At 55.4% G+C, this 26,931-nt stretch carries 26 protein-coding genes and 1 tRNA gene; 12 read left to right on the forward strand and 15 right to left on the reverse strand.

What is annotated here, in order from left to right:
• Positions 1-2: 2 nt before the first annotated feature.
• Entirely contained in the window at positions 3-1,226 is a 1,224-nt protein-coding gene (locus HKD42_RS12985; protein WP_170014195.1) for an acetyl-CoA acetyltransferase, read from the reverse strand.
• 23 nt (positions 1,227-1,249) lie between these two features.
• Entirely contained in the window at positions 1,250-2,710 is a 1,461-nt protein-coding gene (locus HKD42_RS12990) for a carotenoid oxygenase family protein (RefSeq protein ID WP_170014197.1), read from the reverse strand.
• Positions 2,711-2,871: 161 nt separating this feature from the next.
• On the opposite strand from HKD42_RS12990, the gene HKD42_RS12995 reads away from it, so the two are divergent.
• The 4 genes from HKD42_RS12995 (at position 2,872) to HKD42_RS13010 (ending at position 9,796) form a co-directional block, all read left to right on the forward strand.
• Positions 2,872-3,699 carry an ImuA family protein gene (locus HKD42_RS12995; protein ID WP_170014199.1) on the forward strand — a complete coding sequence of 276 codons (828 nt, stop codon included), beginning with the start codon at positions 2,872-2,874 and terminating at the stop codon, positions 3,697-3,699.
• Positions 3,700-3,715: 16 nt separating this feature from the next.
• Positions 3,716-5,155, forward strand: a complete 1,440-nt coding sequence (locus HKD42_RS13000; RefSeq protein ID WP_343042408.1) for a Y-family DNA polymerase — start codon at positions 3,716-3,718, stop codon at positions 5,153-5,155.
• Entirely contained in the window at positions 5,155-8,451 is a 3,297-nt protein-coding gene (locus HKD42_RS13005; RefSeq protein ID WP_170014201.1) for an error-prone DNA polymerase, read from the forward strand. The genes HKD42_RS13000 and HKD42_RS13005 overlap by 1 nt, the downstream gene beginning before the upstream one ends.
• 187 nt (positions 8,452-8,638) lie before the next feature.
• Positions 8,639-9,796, forward strand: coding sequence for an acyl-CoA dehydrogenase family protein (locus HKD42_RS13010; protein ID WP_211483631.1), 1,158 nt, complete (start codon positions 8,639-8,641; stop codon positions 9,794-9,796).
• A 13-nt stretch (positions 9,797-9,809) separates the two neighbouring features.
• On the opposite strand, the gene HKD42_RS13015 is transcribed toward HKD42_RS13010, so the two are convergent.
• From HKD42_RS13015 to metX, 4 genes are all read right to left on the reverse strand, one after another.
• Entirely contained in the window at positions 9,810-10,022 is a 213-nt protein-coding gene (locus tag HKD42_RS13015) for a TIGR03643 family protein (RefSeq protein WP_170014203.1), read from the reverse strand.
• 36 nt (positions 10,023-10,058) lie between these two features.
• A complete protein-coding gene (gene yaaA / locus HKD42_RS13020; RefSeq protein ID WP_170014205.1) occupies positions 10,059-10,844 on the reverse strand; it encodes a peroxide stress protein YaaA in 786 nt (261 codons plus the stop codon).
• A 120-nt stretch (positions 10,845-10,964) separates the two neighbouring features.
• Positions 10,965-11,573 carry a methionine biosynthesis protein MetW gene (gene metW / locus HKD42_RS13025; protein ID WP_170014207.1) on the reverse strand — a complete coding sequence of 203 codons (609 nt, stop codon included), beginning with the start codon at positions 11,571-11,573 and terminating at the stop codon, positions 10,965-10,967.
• Entirely contained in the window at positions 11,570-12,682 is a 1,113-nt protein-coding gene (metX, locus tag HKD42_RS13030; RefSeq protein WP_170014209.1) for a homoserine O-acetyltransferase MetX, read from the reverse strand. The genes metW and metX overlap by 4 nt, the downstream gene beginning before the upstream one ends.
• A 121-nt stretch (positions 12,683-12,803) precedes the next feature.
• On the opposite strand from metX, the gene HKD42_RS13035 reads away from it, so the two are divergent.
• Together HKD42_RS13035 and HKD42_RS13040 are read left to right on the forward strand one after the other, a co-directional pair.
• Complete coding sequence (locus tag HKD42_RS13035) at positions 12,804-13,913, forward strand: pyridoxal phosphate-dependent aminotransferase (RefSeq protein ID WP_170014211.1); 1,110 nt, start codon at positions 12,804-12,806, stop codon at positions 13,911-13,913.
• A complete protein-coding gene (locus HKD42_RS13040; protein ID WP_170014213.1) occupies positions 13,913-14,788 on the forward strand; it encodes a prephenate/arogenate dehydrogenase family protein in 876 nt (291 codons plus the stop codon). The genes HKD42_RS13035 and HKD42_RS13040 overlap by 1 nt, the downstream gene beginning before the upstream one ends.
• On the opposite strand, the gene HKD42_RS13045 is transcribed toward HKD42_RS13040, so the two are convergent.
• The 4 genes from HKD42_RS13045 to ftsE are packed head-to-tail and all read right to left on the reverse strand — an operon-like array spanning position 14,785 to position 17,696.
• Entirely contained in the window at positions 14,785-15,477 is a 693-nt protein-coding gene (locus tag HKD42_RS13045) for a lysophospholipid acyltransferase family protein (RefSeq protein ID WP_170014283.1), read from the reverse strand. The two genes, HKD42_RS13040 and HKD42_RS13045, sit on opposite strands and share 4 nt — an antisense overlap.
• Positions 15,478-15,484: 7 nt before the next feature.
• Entirely contained in the window at positions 15,485-16,015 is a 531-nt protein-coding gene (locus HKD42_RS13050; protein WP_170014215.1) for a YdcF family protein, read from the reverse strand.
• Complete coding sequence (locus tag HKD42_RS13055) at positions 16,012-16,947, reverse strand: cell division protein FtsX (RefSeq protein WP_170014217.1); 936 nt, start codon at positions 16,945-16,947, stop codon at positions 16,012-16,014. Before HKD42_RS13055 ends, HKD42_RS13050 begins: the two co-directional genes overlap by 4 nt.
• A complete protein-coding gene (gene ftsE, locus HKD42_RS13060; protein WP_170014219.1) occupies positions 16,944-17,696 on the reverse strand; it encodes a cell division ATP-binding protein FtsE in 753 nt (250 codons plus the stop codon). The genes HKD42_RS13055 and ftsE overlap by 4 nt, the downstream gene beginning before the upstream one ends.
• A gap of 155 nt (positions 17,697-17,851) precedes the next feature.
• Between ftsE and HKD42_RS13065 the strand changes: the two genes are divergently transcribed.
• A complete protein-coding gene (locus HKD42_RS13065) occupies positions 17,852-18,730 on the forward strand; it encodes a zinc-ribbon domain-containing protein (protein WP_170014221.1) in 879 nt (292 codons plus the stop codon).
• Between the two features lie 143 nt (positions 18,731-18,873).
• Positions 18,874-18,960: transfer RNA gene (locus HKD42_RS13070), tRNA-Leu, on the forward strand.
• A 194-nt stretch (positions 18,961-19,154) separates the two neighbouring features.
• On the opposite strand, the gene HKD42_RS13075 is transcribed toward HKD42_RS13070, so the two are convergent.
• The 5 genes from HKD42_RS13075 to HKD42_RS13095 form a co-directional block, all read right to left on the reverse strand.
• Positions 19,155-19,535 carry a VOC family protein gene (locus HKD42_RS13075; protein ID WP_170014223.1) on the reverse strand — a complete coding sequence of 127 codons (381 nt, stop codon included), beginning with the start codon at positions 19,533-19,535 and terminating at the stop codon, positions 19,155-19,157.
• A gap of 25 nt (positions 19,536-19,560) precedes the next feature.
• Positions 19,561-19,953 carry a VOC family protein gene (locus HKD42_RS13080; RefSeq protein WP_170014225.1) on the reverse strand — a complete coding sequence of 131 codons (393 nt, stop codon included), beginning with the start codon at positions 19,951-19,953 and terminating at the stop codon, positions 19,561-19,563.
• A 16-nt stretch (positions 19,954-19,969) separates the two neighbouring features.
• The gene (locus HKD42_RS13085) at positions 19,970-20,338 is read right to left on the reverse strand and encodes a cupin domain-containing protein (protein ID WP_170014227.1); all 369 of its coding nucleotides are present in this window, start codon (positions 20,336-20,338) and stop codon (positions 19,970-19,972) included.
• Complete coding sequence (locus tag HKD42_RS13090) at positions 20,338-21,444, reverse strand: S-(hydroxymethyl)glutathione dehydrogenase/class III alcohol dehydrogenase (protein WP_170014229.1); 1,107 nt, start codon at positions 21,442-21,444, stop codon at positions 20,338-20,340. The genes HKD42_RS13085 and HKD42_RS13090 overlap by 1 nt, the downstream gene beginning before the upstream one ends.
• Positions 21,445-21,512: 68 nt before the next feature.
• A complete protein-coding gene (locus HKD42_RS13095) occupies positions 21,513-22,943 on the reverse strand; it encodes an NAD-dependent succinate-semialdehyde dehydrogenase (protein WP_170014231.1) in 1,431 nt (476 codons plus the stop codon).
• Positions 22,944-23,083: 140 nt separating this feature from the next.
• On the opposite strand from HKD42_RS13095, the gene HKD42_RS13100 reads away from it, so the two are divergent.
• From HKD42_RS13100 to HKD42_RS13115, 4 genes are all read left to right on the forward strand, one after another.
• Positions 23,084-23,470 (forward strand): hypothetical protein, encoded by a 387-nt coding sequence (locus HKD42_RS13100; RefSeq protein ID WP_246237128.1) that lies wholly within the window; start codon positions 23,084-23,086, stop codon positions 23,468-23,470.
• 62 nt (positions 23,471-23,532) lie between these two features.
• Positions 23,533-24,204 carry a glutathione S-transferase family protein gene (locus HKD42_RS13105; RefSeq protein WP_170014233.1) on the forward strand — a complete coding sequence of 224 codons (672 nt, stop codon included), beginning with the start codon at positions 23,533-23,535 and terminating at the stop codon, positions 24,202-24,204.
• 56 nt (positions 24,205-24,260) lie between these two features.
• The gene (msrB, locus tag HKD42_RS13110; RefSeq protein ID WP_170014235.1) at positions 24,261-24,662 is read left to right on the forward strand and encodes a peptide-methionine (R)-S-oxide reductase MsrB; all 402 of its coding nucleotides are present in this window, start codon (positions 24,261-24,263) and stop codon (positions 24,660-24,662) included.
• Positions 24,663-24,772: 110 nt separating this feature from the next.
• The gene (locus tag HKD42_RS13115; protein WP_170014237.1) at positions 24,773-26,923 is read left to right on the forward strand and encodes a transglycosylase domain-containing protein; all 2,151 of its coding nucleotides are present in this window, start codon (positions 24,773-24,775) and stop codon (positions 26,921-26,923) included.
• Positions 26,924-26,931: the final 8 nt, after the last annotated feature.

Genomic DNA, 26,931 nt, shown 5'->3' on the forward strand with positions numbered 1-26,931 from the left:
TTTTAGGTTCCGATCACGAAACTGCAATTGGTTGTGCCTGATCCGCCAACATTGAATGTCCCGACATTACGCGCGCCGCGGACTTGATAATCGCCAGCATTGCCGGTCACTTGTTTGGCCGCATCTAACGCCATTCGCACACCCGTTGCCCCAACCGGATGGCCGATCCCCATCAATCCGCCCGATGGGTTGACCGGAATAGACCCGGTGCTCGCGATCCGCCCATCCTCAACCGCTTTCCACGCTTCGCCGGGCGGCGTGATGCCGAAATGTTCGATCGCGATATATTCGTTGATGGTGAAGCAGTCATGCGTTTCTATCGCGTCAAGCTGATCAGGCCCATTAATGCCTGCACGGGCATAGGCATCGGTAATCGCTTTGCGCGTCCACGGTAAAAGGTAAGGGGATTGTTGGCTGGATTTCAGCTTGGTATCCATCAACATCGGTGCGGTGGTGTGGCCCCAGCCTTTGACTTTAGCCAGACTTTCCAATGGGATGCTATGCTTGCTGGCGTAGCTTTTAGCCTTCGCCTCCGAGCCCAAAAACAGGACGGCGGCACCATCTGTAATCTGGCTGCAATCCTGCCTGCGCATCCATCCTTCAACAACCGGATTGAGCTCGTCATCATTGGCAAAATGCTGGTCAGTCAGTGTCCATTTGCGGGTTTGTGCATAGGGATTTTTCTGCGCATTGCCGAAATTGATCTTGGCGATTTCTTTCAAATGATCATGGTTCAGGCCGTGCCGTGCATGATATTCTTCTGCCAAGTCGGAAAACATAGCGGGCCAGACAAAAGTGGCTTCGGTTGCCTCTTCTCCAACCCAAACCGCAGCGCCTAAATGATCGCCCGCGATTTTGCCCGGGACATTGCGCATATACTCCATGCCAATCACGCAGGCGCAATCATACCGGCCCGCTTCTATGTCTGCCATCGCGGCGAGCATGGCGAGCGAGCCCGACGCGCAGGCGCCTTCGTGCCGTGATGCCGGGATACCGGCGAGGGCGGGGTGCACGTGGCCCAAAAATCCGCCCAGCATTCCTTGACCAGTAAACAGTTCACCCACGAAATTGCCAACATGAGCAACTTCAACATCTGTTGGATCAAGTGAGGCTGCATCCAAGGCACCGTTGACGCCATCTTCCAGCAAATTGAAGATAGAGCGGCCTTCGCGTGAATAATTCTGCGCGAAATCGGTCTGGTGACCGCCAAGAATATATACGCTCATACCGTGTCCAATCTCGTTTTTCTTCAGGTGGCCAGCTCTTCTGCGCCCGCCCATGTCGCATGGGTTCCACTGCTAATGCGGTGTGGCAGGATGATCTGGCAAACCGGGCCTTGTTCCAAATTCTGCGCATCAAAGATGACACATTCCGAACGGTCTTGCACCATGTCCGTCACAAAGCTGACAATGTATCCGTCATCCTCTGCCGTGGCGCCTTTGCGCGGAATGAAGGGCGCTTCTGATCCAAACCGGCCTTCGCCAAACAGTACTTTGGTGGCAGTGCCGGTTTTCAAGTCATGCTTCACCAGACCGTTGAACAAGAACCAGCCTTTTTCGCCATGGGCGCTGTACACATAACGATGTTCGCGGCCGTAATATTCGGGATTGATGTTGCCAAATTCGACATGTTCTTCATCACACACGCGCTGTTCGGTGGTTGCACCGGTTTTCAGATTGAAGCGCCAGCGGTGCAAGTGTGGGCGCAGCGAGTGCAAGTCGATATTGGCATAGAGCAAGCTGTGCGGCGGTTCCATATTGGCGAGCGGTGCAGGCATCGGGCTTTTTTGATGATAGCCTTCCAACACCAGTTCATCGCCTTCTTCCCAGCAATTAGTCCAATGCAGGACATAAGTCGGGTCAGCTTCAAACCACATCACATCTTCAGACGCGCCATAGCGGGGTATAACAGCGAAGCGCGCTTTCTTGGTGGAATCGAATTGCGGGATAAAATATCCGTTTTCGAGTGCTTCCGGGATGGGAAACATGGGAAAGTCGTTCAGGATCGAATAGTTGGGCGAAATGGCCATATCATGTGGCAAGCGCGTACCGGGTAGTTCGATGGGCACATAGTGCTTCAGTTGGTTGTCAGGCCCAACGACACCGTAATGCATGTGCGGCGCTTTATCGCCATAATTGAAGAACATCAGCTCGCCGGTATTTCCATCCAGCTTAGGGTGTGCGGACAGGCCTTCTACCGGAGTCCATTCCTCAATTCCCAACGTGTCGAGGCTTTCGGCATCGAGCAGATATCCATCGCCGCACTGCCAGAAGGTGGAAAGAATCTTGCCGTTCCTGACGAGGACGTCGGTCGATGAACTGTCGCGCATATGCGATCCGATGCCGCAACCGGGTTGCTTTGATTTCTTGGGGTGCACAGTGAAGCCAGCCCATAGCGCCTCGCCAGCTTCGGCTTCGGCTTCAAATCCCTTGGTGCGGATGAAGCGGTTTTTATATTCTGCTTTGCCGGAGGAAAAACGCATCATGTGGAGCATGCCGTCCCCGTCAAAAGGGTGATACCGGCCAATCGGTTCGTGGACGGGGTTTTCTGTATTGCGGACGTAAATCCCGTCTATGTCAGCAGGGATTGTCCCTATCACCTCCATATTATCCGCATCATATTCATCGAAATTTGGGGTCCACGCACCGGTCAAATACGGATTGTCGGTTGGCTGGAGAGTGGCTTCGATACGGTTGACGAGATGCGACATGAATAAGGACTTTCGAGTCAGTAAAGTTATGCAAGTCATATAATCAAGCTGGGGTATGTCAAGCTGTTCGAGCGTACAGCACCGAGCCTTCAGCAGCGTTCCGGCTACTCGCTACTGACAAAACTCTGTTCAATTCCGGGAAAAGAACATAATAAGAACAAATGCGTGATTCGATTCAAAGCCTTTCCGCAATTCGCGAACGGATTGCCGGGGATTGGCAATCGGGGAAGGCTGCTGCGTGGGATATGGCTTTGTCCGGCCATGCGGCTCTTGATAGCTATCTGGATGGAGGTTTGCGGCGTGGACAATTGCATGAAATCTTTGCCAGTAGCGCTGATGATAATGGCAGTGCAGCGGGGTTTGCCGCCATGCTGGCTCTATGCGCCACGCAGCCGCGCAAACGCACTTTATGGCTGCGGACACTTGATGCTCCGCGCCAGGGCGGGCGATTCAATTCTGCCGGTCTGGCAGAATTGGGCGGCGATCCTGCGGCTTTCCTCATGGCTGTTGCGCCTGATGACACAGTGCTGCTGCGCAGTGCGGCAGATGCGCTGCGCTGTACAGGTTTCGGGTCGGTAATTATCGAATGTTGGGGATCGCCTGCCATATTGGATTTAACCGCCAGTCGCCGGTTAACATTGGCCGCAGGGCAGGCTGGCGTAACAGCCTTTATGCTGCGCCTTGGCGCACGGGAACAACCCAGCACAGCCGATACACGGTGGTCTGTGCAATCGGCCCCTTCCACACCGTTAGAAGCCAATGCACCGGGGCATCCGGTACTCGATGTGACGTTGTTGCGGCAACGATCCGGCCCTGCGGGAAAAAGCTGGCGGATGGAATGGAACCGTGACCAGCGCCGTTTCCAAGACCCCGCACGCAATGCCGCCAACGGGAACGATCACAGTGCCGCGCCGCTTTCTGGCGCTGTGGTTTCCATTCCTGCCGGCAAACCGGTTACGCATAGCTGGGGGTTTAAACGCCGGGCCTGACGCTCCGTTCGCTTTTGTGGAAAAGCAGAAGGGCGCGGTGCGTTTGGCAGCGATCAACCCATTGGCCGGTGATGAAGGCTTGGCGGCTGGTATGACGCTGGCAGATGCACGTGCGATGGTGCCAGAATTGCAGATCTATAATTCTGATCCCGCTGCGGATGAAGATTTTTTGGATCGGCTTGCAGATGGATGCACGCGCTATACGCCCAATGTTGCGGTCTATCCGCCTGATATCATTATTATGGACATTGGCGGCAGTGCCCATTTATCCGGAGGAGAAAGAAAGCTCTCTCGCTCGGTCAAAGAATACCTTGGCCGGAGGCAGATCACGGTCCGCATCGGGCTCGCCTCTACAACCGATGCGGCGCGCGCGCTCGCAGAGTTTTCCAGCGGTCATCATAATAGCGAGATGTGCGCCATTGAGGCTTTACCAGTGGCTGCCTTGCGACTGGATGCAGAGGGTGATCTTGGGCTGAGGCGGGCTGGATTACAAACCATAGGAGAGGTTGCAAGCCGCCCCCGTTCCGCAATTGCAGCCCGCTTTGGAACCCGGGCAGTCTTTGCGTTGGAAAAATTAATCGGCGCCGCAGAAAGCCCGCTCAACCCGCGCAGGCATGAAATCCCCTGGGTGTTTGAAAGGCGCTTTCCTGAGCCGATAGCCAGCAAGGTTTACGCTCTAAAGGTGCTGCATGGATTACTGGAAGAGGCCAAAATCCGGTTGATCGAGGAAGATCGCGGCGGACGTCATTTTGAAGCATCCTTCCACCGTGTCGATGGGCGCGTTCAGTATGTCCAAGTAGAAACTGGCCTGCCAAGTCGTGATACCAAGGCGATCACGCGGTTATTTGATGAACGGCTGGATACGCTGGCGGATCCGCTCGATCCCGGTTTTGGATTTGATAGTGTTGGCCTGCGGATATTGCGCACCGACCCACTTAAGCCGCATCAGTCACAGTTGGAAAAAGAAGCCAGGGAAGAAGATAATTCCGCTGAATTTCTAGATCGGTTGGCGGTTCGCCTTGGCCGTAATCGGTTGCTGACATTTCGGTCCAGAGACACGCATATTCCCGAAAAAAGTCAGGTCGCCAGTGCTGCTATTCATGATACTACGCAACATAATTGGACAGCTGCTACGCAAGCAGAACCACCTGTACGGCCTTTGCAATTATTTGACCCGCCGCACCCCATTACAGTTATCGCGGAAATACCTGATGGTCCGCCCAAGCGGTTTCGGTGGCACGGAAAATCGCGTGACGTCACTCGGTTTGAAGGGCCGGAGCGGATTGCATCTGAGTGGTGGTTGGGCGGTGATGACCCGCTTGGCGCAGGGCAATGGACGCGCGATTACTTTCGGATCGAAGATACATCAGGCCGCCGGTATTGGGTCTTCCGCTATGGTCTATATGGCCGTGAGACAAGTGACCCGCAGTGGTATTTGCATGGGCTCTTTGCCTGATGCCAGGGTTCGCAGAGCTGGTCTGTGCGACCAATTATTCCTTCTTGCGCGGTGCATCGCACCCATCGGATATAGTGGCTGAGGCCATCGCATTGGGCCTCAGCGGAATCGGGATTGCAGATCGTAACACTGTCGCCGGGGTGGTGCGGGCCCATGTCGCTTTGCGGGATGCATTGGATGGCTTACCCGAAGAAGATCGCGCGGGTTCCGCCTTTCGCCTGGTGGTTGGTGCGCGGCTGTGTTTTGTCGATGGTACGCCTGATATCGTCGCCTACCCGGCAACCCGCTATGGATGGGGCAGGTTAACCCGGCTTTTGACAGTAGGAAATTTGCGCGCAGCAAAGGGTGATTGCTTGCTGCAATTGAAGGATTTGATCGCGCATTCAGAAGATTTGCTGCTGATTGCTATGGCCCGCCCGGCGAATAGTGAGCGGGATGAACCCGCTTTGCAGACATTGCGCGAGGCAGCGCCAGACAGGCTGTGGCTGGGTGCGTGTATGCCCTATAATGGCCATGACAAACGCATGATGGCGCGGCAGGCGGCACTGGCGGAGCGTCTGGGAATTCCGATGCTGGCGACCAATGATGTGCTTTATGCGCAGCCGCAAGATCGGCCCTTGCATGATGTTGTGACCTGTATCCGCCACGGCACCACCATTGCAGAAGCGGGTAAATTGCTGGCCGCCAATGCGGAGCGGCACTTAAAGCCGCCAAAGGAAATGACACGGCTGTTCACAGCATACCCAAAGGCAGTGAGCGCCGGCGAGGACATCCTGTCTCGCATCAGATTCACGCTGGATGATCTTCGCTATGAATATCCGCACGAACCGGTTCCCGATGGATGGGAACCGCAGGATTGGCTTGAACATATTGTGACAGAAGCAGCGCAGGAACGCTGGCCTGATGGTATTCCTGCCAAAGCCCGGGCATTGATGGCCGAAGAGTTCTCTCTGATCCGTGATCAGGACTATGCATATTACTTTCTGACCGTTCACGATATCGTGAAATTCGCGCGTAGCCAGAACCCGCCGATCCTGTGCCAGGGGCGTGGGTCGGCTGCTAATTCCATTGTCTGCTATTTGCTAAAAATCACGTCGGTCGATCCGGTCGAGCATAATCTTCTCTTCTCCCGCTTTGTATCCAGAGAACGCAAGGAACCGCCGGATATTGATGTCGATTTTGAACATGAGCGGCGCGAGGAGGTGATGCAGTACATCTATCGCCGTTATGGCCGGGACCGTGCGGGGATCGCTGCAACCGTCATCCATTACCGGCCGCGCAGTGCGGTGCGTGAAGTGGGCAAGGCCTTGGGCCTATCGGAAGATATGACCAACCGCATGGTCAGTACGGTATGGGGCAGTTACGCGAAAGATATGGAGGATAGCCGGGTCGAAGAAAGCGGTTTCAGCCTGGAAAATCCCGACATCAAACGGATGAAATTGCTGGTCGACCAGATCTTGGAATTTCCGCGCCACTTGTCGCAGCACGTTGGCGGTTATGTTCTGACGCAAGGGCGATTGGATGAGATTGTCCCGGTTCATAATGGCGCGATGAAAGACCGGACATTCATCGAATGGGACAAGGACGACATTGACGCGCTTGGTTTGATGAAGGTCGACATTCTGGCGCTGGGCATGCTGACCTGTATTCAAAAGAGCTTTGATCTGATGCGGCATCATAATCTGGGCGATTATGAGCTCGATACGATCCAGCATGAAGACACCCCGACTTATGATATGCTGTGCAAAGGGGATAGTATCGGGGTCTTTCAGGTCGAGAGCCGCGCCCAGATCAATATGTTGCCGCGTCTGAAGCCGCGCGAGCTTTATGATCTGGTCATTCAGGTTGCGATTGTCCGGCCCGGCCCGATCGAAGGGGATATGGTACACCCCTATCTGCGCCGCCGTTCCGGTGTGGAGAAAGTCCATTTCCCATCACCCAAGCCGCCACACAATCCGGATGAACTGCGCGGTGTTCTGGGTAAGACATTGGGCGTTCCCTTGTTCCAGGAACAGGCGATGAAGCTGGCTATTGTGGCAGCGGATTTCTCGCCCGAAGATGCCAACCGTTTGCGGCGCGCGATGGCGACATTTCGCAATGTTGGCACGATCGACCAATTTGAACAGAAGATGGTGCAGGGGATGGCTGCGCGCGGCTATGAACCTGCTTTTGCCCAGCGCTGCTATCAGCAGATACAGGGTTTTGGCAGTTATGGCTTCCCCGAAAGCCACGCATTATCCTTCGCCCGGTTGGTCTATGTTTCCAGCTGGATCAAATGCCATCATCCCGCTGTTTTTACCTGCGCATTGCTAAACTCGCAGCCGATGGGATTTTACGCCCCAGCCCAGCTGGTTCGCGATTTGCGTGAGCACGGCGGAGAGGTGCGCGCTGTCGATATTAACGCCAGTACATGGGACAACAGTTTGGAAGCCGCCGATAATGGCACGCTGGCGCTAAGGATAGGGCTACGCCAAGTTGATAGTTTCCGCGCCGAATGGGCAGAGCGTTTGGTGGCTGCACGCAGTGAAGCGCCATTTAGGTCCATCGAAGACCTTGCCCGCCGGGCGGATTTACCGCGCCGGGCATTGCGGCTGTTGGCCGATGCAGATGCGTGCCGATCCATCGGTCAAGACCGGCGGCAGGCGCTGTGGGATGTGCGCCGGATGCCTCGCGGGGAACTGCCCTTATTCGCAGCAGCGCGGGAACGGGAATTACGCGAAGAAGGCGACGTGCCGTTACCTGTCATGCCGTTATCGGATCATGTTGTGGCAGATTATCAGACTACGCGCTTATCGCTTAAAGGCCATCCAATGGCATTTCTGCGGGCACGTTACAGCGCGGAAAATATCCTCAGCTGTGCAGACACAGATGCAGCCAAGAACGGCGCGAAAGTTCGCACTGCCGGGGTTGTGTTGACCCGCCAAAGGCCAGGTAAAGGGAATGCTATTTTCATCACGATTGAGGATGAGACGGGGGTAGTAAACGCATTGTTATGGGCACGCCATATGAAGCGATTACGGCGGGCAGTTATGGCATCTCGCCTGATGCTGATCGAAGGCGAAGTGCAGCGCAGCCGGGAAGGCGTTGTGCATTTGATGGCAACCAATGTGATAGACCGGACCGACGATCTGGATCATCTGTCCAATACGCATACGGCAAAGCCTGATACTTTACGATCTGACAAAGCACCCGAGCCCAAGCCTTCCAAATACAAGCCTTCCAAACACCGGGCACCCCATAGCCACCGTCATCCACGCGAAGTGCGCATTTTACCCAAATCGAGAGATTTTCATTAGCCCGTCCAGATGTCGAGGGCTTAGAACGTGGAGTGGAACGCCTGTTTGGTTGGGCTTTGGCGGTGCTATCTTATTGGGCAAATACTATGTCTTGGGTTCCAGATGAAGGCTGGGCGTCTTCTATTTAATTTGGAGATCACCTGGACATGCCTCGACATCGTCACAGCGTTGTGGTGTCTTGGAGGTTATGAACGATATGACACTAAGCCAGTCCATTGATCGCCTTTCTGCAGACCTGTTGGCCAGATCAGAGGAAATAGAAGAAGCGCGGCGTTTGCCCGCTGATGTGGCCGAAAGTTTGGCCCAGGCCGGTCTGTTCAATATGCTGAAACCCGCAGCTCTTGGCGGTCACGAAATGCCGCCGCGGCACGTGTCATCATTATTGGCGCAATTGGCTGAAGCGAATGCCAGCGCGGCATGGTGCGTAATGATCGGCACGACTTCCACGCTTGCCAGTGCATATATGGATGATCAGGTGGCAGCAGATGTTTATGGCGATCCGGCCGATATCCATGGCGGCGTTTTCGCGCCAATGGGCAAGGCGCAAGACAATGGCGATCACTATATTGTGAATGGTCAATGGCAATGGGGCTCTGGCTCTGCAAACTGTGCGTGGCTGAGTGGTGGCGCTATGATTTTCAAAGATGGCGAATTACAGCGAACGGAGCAGGGTGCGCCGATCCACCGGATGCTTTTCTTCCCGGCGAGCGAGGTGGAGTTTATTGATACGTGGCACGTGTCTGGTCTTAAGGGGACGGGTTCTGGCGACTTCAAGGTGACCAATTTACGGGTCCCTAAAGAGCGCAGCGTTTCCTTCGTTTTGGATAGTCCGCGCAATCGCGCGCCGCTGTATAAGTTCCCGCTATTCGGCTTGCTGTCATTAGGGGTTGCCTCGGTCGCTCTCGGCAATGCCAAGGGCGCACTGACTGACATTGTGGACCTCCTCAAAGCCAAACGCACTACGGGCGGCGGGCGCAGTCAATCGCAGAGGGCCACTGTCCAGACTGATATCGCCAAGGCCAAGGCTATGCTGTCTGCGGCAGAGGCATTGATGGAAAAAGCTGTCGAGAGCGCATGGCAAGAAGCACGAAGCGATGACGCGATATCCATTCGCGCGCGCGGCGAATTGCGACTGGCCTGTGCGCATATGGCCGAAACGGCTGCGGAGGTTTGCAAAGTTGCGTATACTTTGGCCGGGGGCAGCTCGGTCTATTTAAATAACACACTGCAACGCCGTTTCCGCGATGCCCATGTCGTGACCCAGCATATCGTTGTTTCCCCTGCTACGTTCGAGCTGGCAGGGCGGGTGTTGCTTGATGAACCTATCGATACCGCCATGCTTTAAAGCGGCGGGCAATCTATTTGTAGATTTCCCGGCGGTCGCCAAATTGCCGGACGCGTTTGCGCCAATTGCGATAGCTCGACGGTTTCAGATTGTCGCGCATCAGCTCCTTAACCTGACTATCTGACAGGCCGTATTCGCGTTCAATGGATGCAAAACTGATATGGTCGCTCAGCGCCATTTCGATGACAGCGCTCACCTCTGCAGCGTTCAGTGTTGGGGCGGGCATAATCATTCAGTCCAATAAGGCGGTGTGGTCGGTGTCTTACTTCTTAACCGGGGGTTGTTTACGGCTGAATACCATCTCGCTGTCGGTCGACGCCTTCGCATCAAAAGCATAGCCTTCAGCGTTAAAATCTTTCAAATCTTGTGCCCGCTCTACCGCATTATCCATGATCCAGCGCGCCATAAGCCCGCGTGCAAACTTCACGTGATACATTAAACGGCGTGCCTCGCCGTCTTTGACGTTTAGAAAGGATGCTGTGACCACCGGTGCTGATAGAGCTTTGGTGTCGACCGCCTTGAAATATTCATTGGAAGCGAGATTGACGATCGTCTGGTCTGCATGGCCTGACAAATCCTCCTCCAATGTCCGGGCAATTTTGCTGCCCCAGAAATCATATAAGGACTTTCCGCGCGGGTTTGCCAGTTTGGTACCCATTTCCAACCGATAGGGCTGGATTGCATCCATTGGCCTCAGCAAGCCGTACAATCCGGATAAAATACGCAAATGATCTTGGGCATAGGCAAGCGTATCGGCTGACATGCTCTTGGCCTCAAGCCCCCAATAAACGTCTCCGTCAAAAGTTAGCCCGGCCGGTTTCGCTGAATTGCTGCGGCCATCAAGATCAAAGGTCTTGAACCGTTCAGCATTCAGTTCAGCCAATTTGTCTGAAATATGCATGAGCTTTTTAAGGTCAGCAGCGGATTGTTCTTTGGCAACGCTCGCAATTGCGCGAGTGTCTTCTGTCAGGCGGGGATGAGTAATGTCCAGTGCCGTTTCCAGCGGAGCGAAATCAAGTTTCTTCGCTGGTGAGAGTAAGGTGATCATTAGCCGTATTGTACCCTGAGAAATAGATGGATGTATATATGCGTCCGGGATTGCCTAAACTACAAACGGAACACATGACGAGTGGTTCCGGATGCAGTGTAGCGGGGAACGGATACACCGTCAGCCCCGGCCCACCTCGAACAGAGCATATTCCGCACGCCAGTTAGCGCCCATCTCGCCAATTTCCTGCTCCTGCGTGAAGAACCAGCGGTTGGCGATTGCGACACCCAAATCATTGGCGAGCAATTCAAAGTCTTTCACCGTGACGTGGTGGATGTTTTCCGTCTCATACCATGTGACCGGCAAGTGCCGTGTCACCGGCATTTGCCCTTTGCTCATCAGTGCCCAACGCATCCGCCAATATGCAAAGTTCGGAAAACTGACAAAGGCGCGGCGGCCGACCCGCAGCAGTTCCTGCATTATCCGATCAGGCCGCGCGGCGGTTTGTAATGTTTGGCTCAAAATGGCGTAATCAAAGGCGCCGTCAGGATAGAACGTTAGGTCATGGTCGGCATCGCCTTGCACCACTGACAGTCCTTGCGCGACACAGCGTTCCACGCTGGCACCGTTTATTTCAATCCCGCGTGCATCCACTTGCTTCTGGTCGCGCAAAGCCGCCATCAATATGCCGTCTCCGCATCCAACATCCAGCGCCCGGCTGCCCGGTTCGATATGATCAAAGATCACTGCCAGATCGGGGCGCAGAGCGTTATTGGGCGCCGCAGTCATTCGATGAACCCCTTAACCACCCGGTCGAGTTCGGGCGATTCCAACAAGAAGCTGTCATGTCCGTATGGGGCGCTCAGCTCCACAAAGCTAACCGGTGCGCCTGCGGCATTGAGAGCATGGACAACATGGCGGCTTTCCGACGTTGGATAGAGCCAATCGCTGTCAAAACTGACCAGACAGAAGCGTGCCGGTGTCCCTGCAAAAGCATCTGCCAGCAGGCCGCTTCCTTTACCGTCTGAACATTCTTCAGCCAGATCAAAATAATCCATCGCCCGCGTTATATAGAGGTAAGAATTGGCATCGAAGCGCCGCGTAAACCCGCTGCCCTGATAGCGTAGATAGCTTTCCACCTGAAAATCCGCATCGAAACCAAAGCTTTTGGATTGCCGATCTTGCAAACGCCGCCCGAATTTATCGGTCAGTCCGGCTTCTGACAAATAGGTGATGTGGGCTGCCATCCGTGCAACAGCCAAGCCGGAATCAGGGGTGCTGCCGCTGGCGTAGTAATCACCATCTGCCCAATTGGGGTCCGCCATGATCGCTTGGCGTCCAACCTCGTGGAAGGCGATATTCTGCGCAGAATGCCGCGCAGTTGTGGCAATGGCGAGTACCCTGGCCGCTCTGTCAGGGAAGTTGGCGGCCAGGCTCAATGCTTGCATTCCGCCCATTGACCCGCCGACAACCGCGTGCAGCTGTGCAATGCCGAGATGATCGAGAAGGCCAACCAGTCCGCGGACCATATCGCGAATGGTGATGACCGGAAAGCGCATGGCATAGGGTTTGCCATCGGAGGCATGAGCGGCGGGCCCGCTCGATCCCATACAGCTGCCGATCACATTGGCGCAAATGACATGGTATCTGTTTGTATCAATGGGTAGGCCGGGGCCGACCATACGTTCCCACCAACCCGGCTTCCCCGTGACAGGATGCTCGCTCGCCACGAATTGATCGCCCGTCAATGCATGGCAAAGGAGAATGGCATTGCCTTTATCGTCAGCCAATTCCCCATAGGTTTCATAGGCGATAGAGACATTCTCCAGAACCTCACCACTATCAAGCGGCAAGGCATCGGGCAGCGTCACGGCGCGAAAGGCTGGGTTGGAAACCATTGCTGCGCCGATTGCGATACCCTAGCGGGTGTGTCAACGGACCTCGGTACCCTAGCTTGCCAATAGCCCATTCTTTCTACTCTGTCCTAATACCCAGAAAACCGGTAGACGCCCGCCCATTATGGAAGAGCAAAACTCATCAGCGCCGACGCCAAAACCGTGGATCAATGCGATCCACGCCTATGTACCGGGCAAAGCGCATAGCGATGACGGCGGAAAGCTGGTTAAATTATCGGCGAATGAGAATCCGCTGGGTACTTCTGCCGATGCACTGGCAGCGCTTAATGCGGCACCGGCGCCTGCATATTATCCGGATCCGGATTCTCATGAGCTTCGCGCGGCGCTGGGCGATTTGCACCGGATTGATCCAGCGCGGATAGTATGCGCTGCCGGATCTGGTGATCTGTTGGGCCTTGCCGCTCAGGCCTATGCTGGTCCCGGTGATGAAATCCTGTTCAGCCGTTTCAGTTTCTCGCTCTATGAAATTGTCGCCAAGAAATGCGGCGCGACGCCAATCACCGCGCCTGACGATGATTTTGGGACGGATGTCGATGCACTGCTAGCCGCCATCACATCAAAGACCCGTGTGGTGTTTGTCGCAAACCCGAATAACCCCACCGGCAGCTTCTTGCAGGCAGAAGAGTTAGCCCGGCTCCACACGGCACTGCCGGCTCACATATTGTTGGTGATTGATCACGCTTATGCTGAATATTTGAGCGAGGATGAAAATGATGGGGGGCTGGATCTGGCGGCACAGCACACCAATGTCCTGATCACGCGAACCTTTTCCAAAATTTATGGATTGGCAGGTGAACGTATCGGCTGGGCTACGGGTCATGCTGATATCATCGGATCACTCAACCGTATTCGCGGACCATTCAATGTCACCAATCACGGGCAGGCGGCTGCTCTTGCTGCGGTTGGCGATCAAGATTTTGTCATCCGGTCGCGCGATCACAATGCTGCTGAATTGGAGCGTTTCACCACCTTCATCGAAGGGTTGGGCAATCATGGGCTTCGCGCGGTATCTAGCAAAGCCAACTTTCTGCTTGTGCTGTTCGAGGGGGCAGTATCGGCTGAGGAGGCGTATCAGGCCCTAGCAAGAGGCGGCTATGCTACACGCTGGTTACCGGGGCAGGGCTTGCCGCACGGTCTCCGCATTACCATCGGCACGACGCAGCAGATGGACGATGTCATGGATATATTACGCAATCTGCTGGAGCAGGCATAATGGCCATACAATCTGTTGGTATTATCGGCCTTGGTTTGTTGGGCGGCTCGATCGGCTTGGCGATTGCCAAACACTGCCCCGATATCCGCACGATGGGGTATGATGCGGATCCTGAGGCGCGAAATGCCGCGCGCGACCGCGGATTGGTACAGACAGTGTGCGATACAGCGGCAGCCGCGGCAGAGAAGGCTGACTTAGTCATTCTGTGCGTACCGGTTGGTGCAATGGGCTTTGCCGCCGATGCGGTTCGCAGCGCTTTGCCAGATGGCGTGATTGTCAGCGATGTCGGTTCATCCAAGCAGTCTGTGGCTGATACGCTGCGGGCGGCCCTACCTGATATTACGGTAATTCCGGCACACCCTGTGGCGGGTACCGAACAAAGCGGGCCAGAGGCGGGGTTTGCTGAGCTGTTTGAAGGCCGTTGGTGTATTCTGACTCCGCCGGATGACGTATCGGAAACCGATATCGGGGCGCTATCTGAATTCTGGCGTTCGCTTGGGTCCAAAATCGAGATCATGGATGCCCAGCATCACGATCTGGTGCTGGCCGTTACCAGCCATATCCCGCATCTGATTGCCTACACAATTGTTGGCACAGCTTCTGACTTGGAAGAAGTGACCCGCAGCGAAGTGATCAAATATTCCGCAGGTGGCTTTCGTGATTTCACGCGGATTGCGGCTTCCGATCCGACAATGTGGCGCGATGTATTTTTGAACAATAAGGACGCTGTTCTGGAAATGCTTGGCCGGTTCACAGAGGATCTTACCGCGCTGCAACGCGCCATCCGCCGCGGAGACGGTGATGCTTTGCATGAACTGTTTACCCGCACCCGCGCCATTCGCCGGTCAATTATTGAGCAAGGGCAGGACGTTTAAGCTGCTGGCTTGTCATTCAAAGAATTGATTGCGTCCAGAACCTGACTTTCCACCTCTGCTCTTGGTAAACCCGGCGGGATGATTTCCCCGAACCGGTAGGTGATAATTCCGGGCCGCTTTAATCGGCGATGGTACAAAGGGCCGCTATTCACGGCCACGGGCACAACCGGCAGACCGATCAGCTTATAGAGCCCGGCGAAACCGGCGCGCAGTTCACCCCGTTCACCATGCTTCATCCGCGTTCCTTCGGGAAAGATCACTAAAGATCGCCCTTGCGCGGATATTGCCCGTGCCGCACTGACCATAGCGCGCAAGGCCTTGGCACCTTGGCCGCGATCTACGGGCACGCAGCCATAGACTTTGGCTGCCCAACCCCATCCGGGAATGTAGAACAATTCGCGCTTTGCAAAGGGTGAAGGCCAATCAAACAAAGCGGGCGCGTCGATCGCTTCAAAAAAGCTCTCATGCTTGATTGCGTAAAACACCGGTTCATCGGCTGGTGTCCCTTCTGTGCGTATTTCTATCCCGATAAATACGCGCAAGCACCAGCGGTGGAAATTGCACCACCCCCGGACGAATCTGCGCAAAGTGGGCACGCTGAAATACATCACCAAGACCGAGCCGATAATGTAAATCGGGCTGACCAAATAGAACACCGAATAGAAAAGTAGATTGCGCACAATCAGCATGACCAAGCTAACCCCGCCACATGGTGGCGACACGGCTCGCCATGTATTTGTGATATTCTAGAAAAAGGATCCGCAATGAGGGCTCAGACTGAACTGCATCGCCAATAATCTCTACATTGTCCGGAATCTGTTTTTCCAGCTCATTGCGTGCCCTGCGCATATGCCAATCTGTGGTTACGAGCCGCAATTTTGTGACGCCCCGTTTCTTGATCCATTCGGCGGTTTCTGTTGCGTTGCCTCTGGTATCAACCGCGTCAAAGCCAAGGGTAACGCAGCATTCCATTGTTTCCATCGGGACGTTGAACTGCGCGGCAAATTCACCGGGCTTCACTTCACGGTCAACGCCCGTCACCAGCATTTCTTTGGCTTCATCTTTCGCCAGCACTTCCAGCCCATGTTCAATGCGCCCGGCGGCTCCGGTTGGTACGATCACTGCCTCACTTACGCCGCCCTCATACGGGCCGGGTAGGGTAGTGGTGAACCACGCGAAGCCGATAAACCAAATTATCGCAAGGGTTGCCAGAACACGCCGCATCATAGCATCCGCCGAAGGGCGCCCATCACGGTCAGGCGGGCCGTTAAAACCGCCACCGCCACACCGGCCAGCGGTATCAGCGCGATGAGCAGCCAGTCCACCCATCCAAGCCCGCCGCCCGCAATCATGCCGGAGCCGAGCTGTTCAAATTGACCGCCCAAGACCAAGATCGCCACCAATCCCAAGGCCAGTCCAACCGCCCCGCCAAGGATGGCATCGAAACCGACAGAGCGTTCAAAAATACGGGCGATCTGCGGGTCTGTACCGCCGAGCAAATGCACGACTTCGATCGTATCATGATTAGTACCAAGGGCCGTGCGGGCAGCCAACCACACAGCCGCTGCACTGGTTAGGCCCAGCAAGATGACCAGCGCAGCGGCCAGCCATTGCAGCGATGACAGGGCAGAAAAAATCGGGCCAAGCCAGCTTGATTGTGCATCGATCCGCGCGGCCGGAGCTGCACTGGCCAATAATCCGCGCAGCGTGTTCAAATTCCCTTCGGTAATGTCTTCTCGTAGCCTGACATCAATCAGAGCCGGTACGGGCACTGCTTCATTATTATTGGCCCCGACACCCAACCATGGCTCCAGCAATGTATTGAGCTCTTCGTCAGACACACGCTGGACAGACGCAACCGTCGGGTGTTCGGCCAGCAATTGTTCCGCAATGGCTGCTTGCCGATTGCGCTCGCTAGCTGATGCCTCGATAATTTGTACAGTAGCGCCGCCTGCCAATTCTGCCCGGGCGTTTGAGGCGACATTGCTCATGGCCAATCCGCCAGCGGCGGCAATGACCGTCAACGCAACCATAATCGCAATGACCCACGGCACTGGCCCAGCTAGCCGTGTATGGGGCACCAATTGGGCGGCCTGTTCACCGCCGAACGGATTAAGCCCGCGAACCGTCTTGCTGCCGAGAGTTGGCGGCTTCTTCATGTGTCAGGCTCCAAAGAACCATTGCCGGGCTGCATAGCTGAGCGGCGCGGCGGATAGCGGAGGGCGCCTGTCGGGTCAGACAGCCGGCCCTTATCTAGCCGCATAATCAGCGACGCCGGGACTTTCTTGAGCAAATGTACATCGTGTGTCGCGACCACCACCGTTGTGCCCAAACGATTGAGAGCCTCAAACAAGCGAAGCAATTTCAACGCCATGTCGGGATCAACGTTGCCGGTTGGTTCATCTGCCACCAGCATATCGGGTCGGCCAATCACCGCGCGGGCAATGGCAACCCGCTGTTGCTCCCCACCAGACAGTGTCGCAGGATGGGCCTCTGCCCGGTGGGAGAGCCCAACCCATTCCAGCATATCTGTTACCGGTTTGTGCAAATCTGCCTCGCGCACGCCGGATACGCGGAGCGGCAATGCGATATTGTCAAATGCAGACAGGTGCGGGACCAAGCGAAAGTCCTGAAATACCACGCCCAGTCTGCGCCGGTAGGCTGGCAAACGATCGCGGGGCAAGGTGATAACATCGGTGCCAAACATCCTGATCGCACCGCGAGAGGGGCGCTGAGCTAGATAAAGCAATTTGAGCAGGGAGGTTTTTCCGGCACCGCTGGCACCAGTCAGAAAGTAAAAGCTTCCTGGAAAAAGTGTAAAGGACACATCGCTCAGCACCTCGCGGTCCGTACCATACCGCAAGCCGACATTATCGAACGTAACGCCCTCATTTTGGTCAGTCGTCATAAAGAACACCTGTCTTGGTCTGATAAAGTGATCGAGATGAGCATGATATGCGGCCTATAGCCGTCCTTCGATGTGGAAAAAAGGTGTGCTGTGACCTTCATACAGTCGGACAAGCCTTGTTGCGATTTGCACACAGTCCTAAGAGCATTGCTGCAATGATCATTTCATGTCCCGCCTGTTCGACCCGTTATGTGGTGCCTGATAACGCCATTAGCGCTGAAGGTCGAACTGTGCGTTGTGCAAAATGCCGTCATAGCTGGCATCAAGACGGCCCGGCTCGAAACTTGAAGGACTTTACGCCAACGTCTGTCGAGCCTGCGCCAGAGGAACCAGACGCCGCGCCGTCAAAACCTGAACCTGCTCCTAAGCCCGGTTTCAGTAACACGCATGTTCCTCCGCAGTCTGATGATTTCACATCTGCAAGGACGATGCCCAAGCCTGAACAGGCGAAGGATGCAGAATCTGTTGCCCCGGCAGCCCCGCCAACTGCGCCGCCTGCCCCACCTGCCGCTCCTACAGTCGTTGCGGTGGAGGATGAAGGTGAGCCCAACATTCCGTTTGACGATGATGCGTCGCAATTTGATTACGAGCCGCCCTTCCGGCCGCGCCGCAATCCGCTCAAAATATGGACAGCAGCGGGTGTGGTGTTTGCTTTAATTGCGATGATCACGGTTGGTGCAGTGAGCTATTACGGTTTGCCTGAATGGGTTCCAGTCAGCCGCCCGACTTTCGCGGTTGCGCAACCGGATTTGGTGCTAGACTTTCCAGCAGACCAGCAAGACCGTCGGACATTGCCCGACGGATCGGAATTTTTTAGTGCAAGCGGCACCATTACCAATGTCGGTCGGGCCGAGCTGAGCGTGCCTTCCATACTGATTTTGATGCGCGATCAACGCGATAGGGTGGTGTATAGCTGGGTAGTTGTGCCGCCAAAGGCCAGCCTCGCCCCCGGCGAAAGCACGACCATCAACGAGGTGGCAACCGATGTGCCCAAATCAGCGAAATTTGCCGAGATCGGCTGGAAACCAAGCTGAGTACCGGCTTCCTGATTGGATGGTTGCACAATCAATTCAAAGTCAGTGAAACTTCCTGCAGACGGCGCTTGCGAAGGGGCAAACCCTTTGCTAGTGGCGCGCTCCTACCAAGCGGGGCGGTTTTCTTCCCTAGCTGACTGAGTGCGGTCGTGGCGGAACTGGTAGACGCGCAACGTTGAGGTCGTTGTGGCCGAAAGGCCGTGGAAGTTCGAGTCTTCTCGACCGCACCAAACATGAAGCCCTGTTTTATGCTCATTCTAGGGCGCAGCGGCTAGTATCAGCCGCATTCATCAAATATCACTTGGCGAATGGCGCAGTGTGAGCCTGCGAAGATGCCGTGTACATCGAAGATGAATATGCGGTTCGATCTCATTCGAGTTTTGCACCCGGCTGGGACCGAACCGCTATAGGTAACCTGCTGCGGTTATTCGACTCGCATCATCGTGCAGACTTTGTTGCCCGCTGGATCGCGCAGATAGGCAAGATGCATTTGCATGCCGCCGCCTTCACGAATGCCCGGTGGGTCTTCGATTGCGGTACCGCCATTGGCGACGCCCGCAGCGTGCCATGCCTCGGCCATTTCAGGACTGTCGACTGCAAAGCCGATTGTCCCGCCATTGGCGTGAGTCGCTGGCTGGCCGTCAATTGGTTTGGTGATGATGAAAATGCTGCCATCTTTGATGTACATCACCCGGCCTTTAGGATCGACCATGCCTTCGCGCCCGCCAAGAGCGACAAAACATGCATCATAAAATTTCTTTGCAGCATCGATATCATCGGCACCGACCATTACATGGCTGAACATACAATTCTCTCCTTAGAATTTCGGCTTAGGCCGGACGGTGAATGCCGCACAGTTTGTGACCATCGGGATCGGTGAAATAGCACAGATACATCGGCCCCATGCTGCCTTCGCGAAGGCCAGGAGGGTCTTCAATGCTGGTCCCGCCATTGGCGACCGCGACATCGTGCAATTCCTGAATTTGATCCGGTGAATTGCATGCAAAACCAATAGTGCTGCCGTTGGAAGGGGTCACTGGCTTGCCATTGATAGGCTCGCTGACAGAGAAGGTTGATCCGTCATGTTGGTAAAACAGACGGGTTTGGCCTGTGTCATTGACATGAGCCATGGGCTCGCCTGCGCCCAATACGCCTAGAACGGCGTTGTAAAAGCTCTTCGATTTTTCAATGTCGCTTGAGCCGATCATTATGTGGTTCAGCATTCTTCTCTCCTTACTATTATAGATCAATCGCCTTGGTGGCGGTTGCGGGGTCGCCGGTATTGGCAGTATCTTTCGGGTCGATGATCACCATCTGCACTTCTCCGTTCAGCGCACGGGGGCGGTGTTCGGTTCCGCGTGGGACGACAATCATCTGGCCTTGCTCCAGCACCTCGGTGTGGCCACGAAATTCCATTGTCAGTGTGCCGGAAACAACCAGAAACAGTTCATCACTGTCAGTGTGGCTGTGCCATTGAAAGTCACCCTCAGCCTTGGCGAGGCGCACTTCATTGTCGTTATAGCGCGCCACGATGCGCGGTGCCCAATGGTCGCAAAACTGGCCAAACTTTTCTGCCAGATCAACTTTAGAAGGGGTCGTTTGAACCATCAATATACCACCACGCTACGGATACTTTCACCGGCGTGCATCAGGTCGAAGCCCTTATTGATCTCTTCCAAGGTTAGAGTGTGCGTGATCATCGGGTCGATCTGGATTTTGCCGTTCATGTACCAATCGACAATCTTGGGCACATCGGTGCGACCTTTTGCGCCGCCAAAGGCCGTACCGCGCCAATTACGGCCGGTGACAAGCTGGAAAGGGCGGGTTTCGATGGTTTTGCCGGCCTCTGCCACGCCAATGATGATGCTGGTGCCCCAGCCTTTGTGGCAGCTTTCCAATGCTTGCCGCATAACTTCGGTATTACCGGTACAATCGAACGTATAATCCGCCCCGCCATCGAGCATATTCACCAGCGTTTCGACCACATCGCCGACATTGCGCGGGTTCACAAAATCGGTCATCCCGAATTTGCGGCCCCATTCCTCTCGGTCGGGATTGATATCGACACCCACGATCCGGTTGGCTCCGGCCATTTTTGCCCCCTGCAGAACATTGAGGCCAATCCCGCCCAATCCGAAGACTACGATATTATCGCCCGGCTTTACGTCAGCCGTATTGATCACTGCGCCCACGCCGGTGGTGACCCCGCAACCGACATAACAACTGGTCTTAAACGGGGCATCTTCACGGATTTTCGCCACTGCTATCTCAGGCAGAACGGTAAAGTTGGAGAAGGTCGAGCAACCCATATAATGGTAGATCGTTTCCCCCTTATAGGAAAAGCGGCTGGTGCCGTCCGGCATCAATCCTTTGCCCTGCGTTTCGCGAATGGCGGAGCACAGGTTGGTCTTCCCGCTCAGGCACATCTTACACTGGCGGCATTCCGGTGTGTAAAGAGGGATCACGTGATCGTCCTGCGTCACAGAGGTGACGCCCGGACCAACCGCCCGGACAATCCCAGCGCCCTCATGACCCAGTACGGACGGGAACAATCCTTCCGAATCCAAGCCATCCAGTGTGTAGGCATCGGTATGGCAAATCCCCGTTGCCATAATCTCGACCAGCACTTCGCCGTCTTTTGGACCTTCCAGATCAAGCTCGACAATCTCAAGCGGTTTCTTGGCTTCAAAAGCGACGGCAGCTCTAGTTTTCATACGAGGCCTTTATTTACGGGGTTCGGTGACAAGCGTTCAGTTGCTTTTCGAGACTGCAGATGATTCCGTCAACCGACGTGAACCGATTTTGCGACCATGCAAGCCATCACGCCCTCATGGCCATCTTCATGCCCATGGCCTGACCATTTTACCCCGCCAAAGGGCATATCGACCGCGCTGACACCGCCCGCATTGATCGCAATCATGCCGGCTTCAATCTGCTGGGTCAGCCGTTCTTGCCGGACGGGGTCGTTCGACCAGGCATAGGCTGCCAGACCGTATGGCAAGCGGTTCGCTTCTGCGAGCATTTCTTCCTCACCGGCATAGCGGTTGATAATAGCGACAGGACCGAAGGGTTCTTCATTCATGATTTCCGCATTGTCGGGAACCTGCGACAAGACAGTCGGAGCATAGAAATACCCTTGATTGCCAATCCGTTCCCCGCCCGTATCGAGATGCGCGCCATGCTCTACCGCATCGCTAACCATGCGTTCGATCTGATCCGGTCCGCGGCTATTGGCCATCGGCCCCATTTGTACACCGTCTTCCAGGCCATTGCCCACTTTCAACGCTTTCACGCGTTCGATGAAACCGTCGCGGAATTTGTCGAAGACAGGTTCCTCAACAATAAAGCGTGTCGGGCTGACGCACACTTGACCGGCATTGCGAAAGGCATTGGGTGCCATCGTATCAAGCGCGCGATCGATATCTGCGTCGCCAAAGATCAATACCGGCCCGTGGCCGCCCAGTTCCATAGTGGTGCGTTTCAGATCTTCTGCCGCCAAGGCCGCTAGATGCTTGCCCACGGCGGTCGAGCCGGTGAAGCTGATTTTGCGTATGATGGGGGAGGCCATCAAATGACGGCTGACTTCATCGGGAACGCCAAATACCACTTGGCAGACTTCCGGAGGGAGGCCAGCATCGAGCAAGCACTGAACAGTCGCCAGCGCGGATGCCGGTGTTTCTTCCGACGGCTTGACGATGACAGAGCAGCCTGCGGCAATCGGTCCGCCGACTTTGCGTGCGATGTTAATGACCGGGAAATTCCACGGAGCGAAAGCGGCGATTGGCCCGACAGGCTCATACCGCACTTCGGCGCGCTTACCGGCCGGGCGGGGCATAGTTCGGCCATAGATGCGCTTGCACTCTCCGGCATAGAATTCCAGCAACATCGCGCCGTAAATCGTTTCGCCTTTGGCTTCTGCCAGCGGCTTGCCTTGTTCACGGGTCATAATTTCGGCGATCGTCCCGGCGCGTTCACGCAATAATTGTGCTGCCCCGGTTAGTACTGAAGCCCGTTTTTCAGGCGCTGCGGCACGCCAGGCTGCAAACCCCATGGCCGCATTATCCAGCGCTGTGTCCAAATCAGCAGGGGTCGCCAGCGGTAATGTCCCGATGGCTTCGCCCGTCGCAGGGTTAAGCACGTCTTGCGTATTACGCCCAGCGCCCGCTAATTTCTCGCCGCCGATCAGAAGATGAAGTGAGGGGTAATCGGTCATTATGGGCCTGCCTTTACAAAATTGTCTCTCCTTACAATGGGTGTGAGCTTAGGGTTTTGCGAGCATTTCCAGCAGACTTTTTTGGGGCGTGGGGGTGATCGCCGGGTGAATATTCATCTTGCTGGTTCTATGATCCGGAAATGCGAAAGATGATTCTCATAGCTGCGACAGCTGTTCTCGGGTCTATCGGCCTGACGATAATGCCTGCCGGTACAACGGCGCAGGAGGCAGATCAGCCCGCTTTGTCGCTGGAACAAAAGACCACGCTGCGCTGTGCTGCGGCCTTTGCGATGGTCGCGGACGGGCAAAAGCGTGGCAATCCCGAAGCGCTGGCATATCCGGCGCTTGATGAACGCGGTAAGGAATTCTTCGTTCGCAGCTCTGCCCGGTTGATGGATCAAACCGGGCTGGACCGCGCGGCAATCGCTTCCATCATGCAACGCGAAGCGCAGGATTTGTGGGATAATGACCAAGTGGATCAAATTATGCCATCCTGCCTGCTGCTGTTGAGTGCATCGGGAATATAATCCGGCAATGAACACGATGTCCTATGTGGACGCGGCACCCAGCTTGAGGCAATAGGATCACCATGTGGCGCCTCTATCAATTCCCTCTTTGTCCGTTCAGCCGGAAAGTTCGTCTTCTTCTGAGCGAGAAGGGCGTTGGCTATGAATTGTGGCGTGAGAATCCGTGGGAAGATACGGATGAATTTGCCAGCTTAAATCCAGCGGGCAGAACCCCGGTTCTTCACGATCCCGAAAAGAAGATCACTTTGTGCGATAGCCGCGCCATTTGTGAGTATTTTGAAGAGACGGTCGAGCAGGCACCGATGATCAACGGTACGGTCAAGGGGCGGGCGGAAATCCGCCGATTGGTCGCATTGTTCGACGAAAATTTCTTTAGCGATGTCACCGGGCCATTGCTGCAAGAGCGGATGATGAAACGGCTCATTACCCGCCAACCACCGGACTCGCGGCGTTTGCGAGACGCGATGAAGATGGCGCATGGGCATCTCGATTACATTGACTATCTGATTGATAATAGGCCGTGGCTGGCCGGCTCGCGGATGAGCCTCGCCGATTTGGCCGCTGCGGCTCAGATTAGCGTGGCGGACTATCTGGGCGGCATTGATTGGACCGGTCACGAACAGACGCGGGGATGGTATTCCATCTTCAAAAGCCGCCCCAGCTTCCGCCCTTTGTTGAGCGAACGTATGGAAGTAATCCAACCGCCAAGCCACTACGCAGATGTAGACGGGTAGGCCGCTGCTTGAGGCAAGCGAGATACTCCCCATATTGCGTGTAAAGGAGTTCGAATATGTCTGATCCGAAAAGCCGCACTGACAGCGAATGGCGCGAAGCATTGTCGCCCGAGCGTTTCCATATTCTGCGCGAGAAGGGCACCGAGCGGGCCTTCACTGGCGAGTATGACACGCATTTCGAGGATGGTGAATATTTTTGCGGTGCGTGCGGTGCAAAACTGTTCGAAAGTGATGCGAAGTATAATAGCGGATGCGGCTGGCCCGCATTCACTGCCCCGTCCGACGGGGATGCGGTGAGCGAGCATCGGGACGAGAGTTTCGGTATGGTTCGCACGGAAGTGACATGTTCAAACTGCGATAGCCATTTGGGCCATGTGTTCCCCGATGGTCCGCCGGATGCCGGTGGTTTGCGCTATTGTATCAACAGCGCGTCTCTGGACTTTTCCAAAAATTCTTAACTACCGTGAACTTCATCTAGCGATCGGGCTGGTTTCCTGTTCACGCCGCGTTACAAGTGCTGCATGCATAAAACATCGATTGATGTGTGAATGGTGGGGTTTCTAATTCAATGGCGAAGCGCGGCAGCAGAAGGAGGGCTCAGGCCAACCGCAAACCGGCAAAACAGCCGCTCAGCGGTTGGCGGTTGTGGTTTCGCCGCCTGATCATTGGCGGTGTTCTTGCCGGTGTCCTGGCTGTTGTGTTTGTCGGATTGGCGGTTGTGTTCGCGGCGAGCTCTTTACCGACGTATCAAGAGCTGAAAGCGACACAAACAGCACAGACGATTATTGTACGCGCCAGAGACGGTAGTGAAATAGTTGAGCTGGGCCCCAGTTTTGGCGAATGGCTCGATAGCGGCGAAATCCCGGATGTTATGAAAGAGGCGATGATCGCGGTCGAAGACCGGCGGTATAAGAGCCACTTCGGGGTCGATCCGATCGGCTTGGCACGGGCAGTCTATGTTGCAGCCACTGGCAATGGCCGGATTGCCGGTACATCAACAATTACTCAGCAGCTTGCCCGCAATGTCTTTCTAAATTCCAATCGTACGCTCGACCGGAAATTGCGCGAGGCAGTTCTTGCTATGGCTTTGGAGTCTAAATTTTCCAAAGAGCAAATTCTCGAGCTCTATTTGAACAAAGTGTATTTCGGCGGCGGGGCTTATGGCATCGACAGCGCAAGCCGGAAGTTCTTCAGCCATCCCGCCACTGAACTCAGCACCGCAGAGGCGGCGATTATTGCGGGCTTGGTAAAGGCACCGTCGCGCTATTCACCCACGGCCGATGTGCAAGCGGCGGTTGACCGGGCGCAAGTCGTCTTACGGTTGATGAAAGAGCAGGAACGGATATCTCCGGATGTTACGGTCGATTTATCGGCGGTAAAACTGAAGGAAGAACGCGGCCAGAACTCCGTTCGGTACTTCACCGACTGGGCATTGCCGCAGCTGGATTTACTGCTGCCCGAGACATTTGAACCGATTGAAGTGTGGACCACGCTGGATGTCGGTATGCAGCGGGCCGCCTCCGCTTCGATCAAATCCAATACCCCTGATGGCGCGCAAGGCGCACTGGTCAGCCTTGACCGTGATGGCGCGATTCTGGCGATGGTGGGTGGTACGGATTATGTCGAGACGAATTACAATCGCGCGTCCGATGCCATGCGGCAGCCTGGCTCTGCTTGGAAATTGTTCGTGTATCTTGCTGCACTGGAAGCTGGATATACACCGGAAGATCGCGTGGTCGACGCACCGGTGACGATTGATGGTTGGAGCCCGAAGAATTCAAACGGTAAATTTTCAGGCGAGATCAATGTCCGCACTGCGTTTGCCTATTCCAAAAACACCGTCGCGGCGCAGCTTGGTAATGAAGTGGGCTTTGGAACAGTCGCCAGCATGGCCCGGCGGTTCGGCATCTCTACACCTATTTCAACATTTCCTGCGATGGTTCTGGGCAGTTCCGAAACGCGGGTGATTGATATGACACGGGCGTTCGCCGGGGTTTCCGCCGGGGGGCGCTCGGTTGAACCTTATGGCATTGTCAAAGTCACGACAGCCAGCGGAGAGACGCTGTATCAGCATAAATCTGCGCGCGGGTCGCGTTTGGTGCCGGAATATGTTGCCGCTGGTATGACTGATCTGATGCAAACGGCAGTTAATACCGGCACCGGCAAGGCAGCCCAGATCGGTAGGCCTGTGGCGGGGAAAACAGGTACCACTTCATCGAACAAAGACGGTTGGTTCATCGGCTTTTCAAGCGGTATAACTACGGGCGTTTGGATGGGCCGGGATGACGCAAAGCGAGTTGCCGGATTACAAGGCGGCCGGGCACCGGCGCGCGCCTTTGCGGCCTATATGCGTTATGCGGTGAAGGATCGCCCGATCGAAAAATTCAACACAGAACTGAAACTGCCCGAATGGCAGTTGGAGCCTGATGAGGAATTTTATTTCGGTGATCCGGAAGACTATTATTACATCGACGAACAAGGCAATTTGATTGAGCCGGGCGGGCCGGACGGACCGCGCGATCCAGCTTTCCCCATTGATGGTGAGCAAGGTAGGCCTGGCGCAGCGCCTGCTCGGCAGACGCCGGGTGGGGATGGACCGCCGGCCGCGAGCGACGATTTTCTTGAACGCGCGACGGGAGAGCGCAATAGGTCTGCTCCGCCGCCCACGCCGCCAAATCCGGCTGCAGAAGCATCGCCTGACAGTGAAGATCCAGGATAAGAATTGGT

Source organism: Pontixanthobacter rizhaonensis (genome assembly GCF_012972675.1).
In the GTDB taxonomy this organism is placed as follows: domain Bacteria; phylum Pseudomonadota; class Alphaproteobacteria; order Sphingomonadales; family Sphingomonadaceae; genus Pontixanthobacter; species Pontixanthobacter rizhaonensis.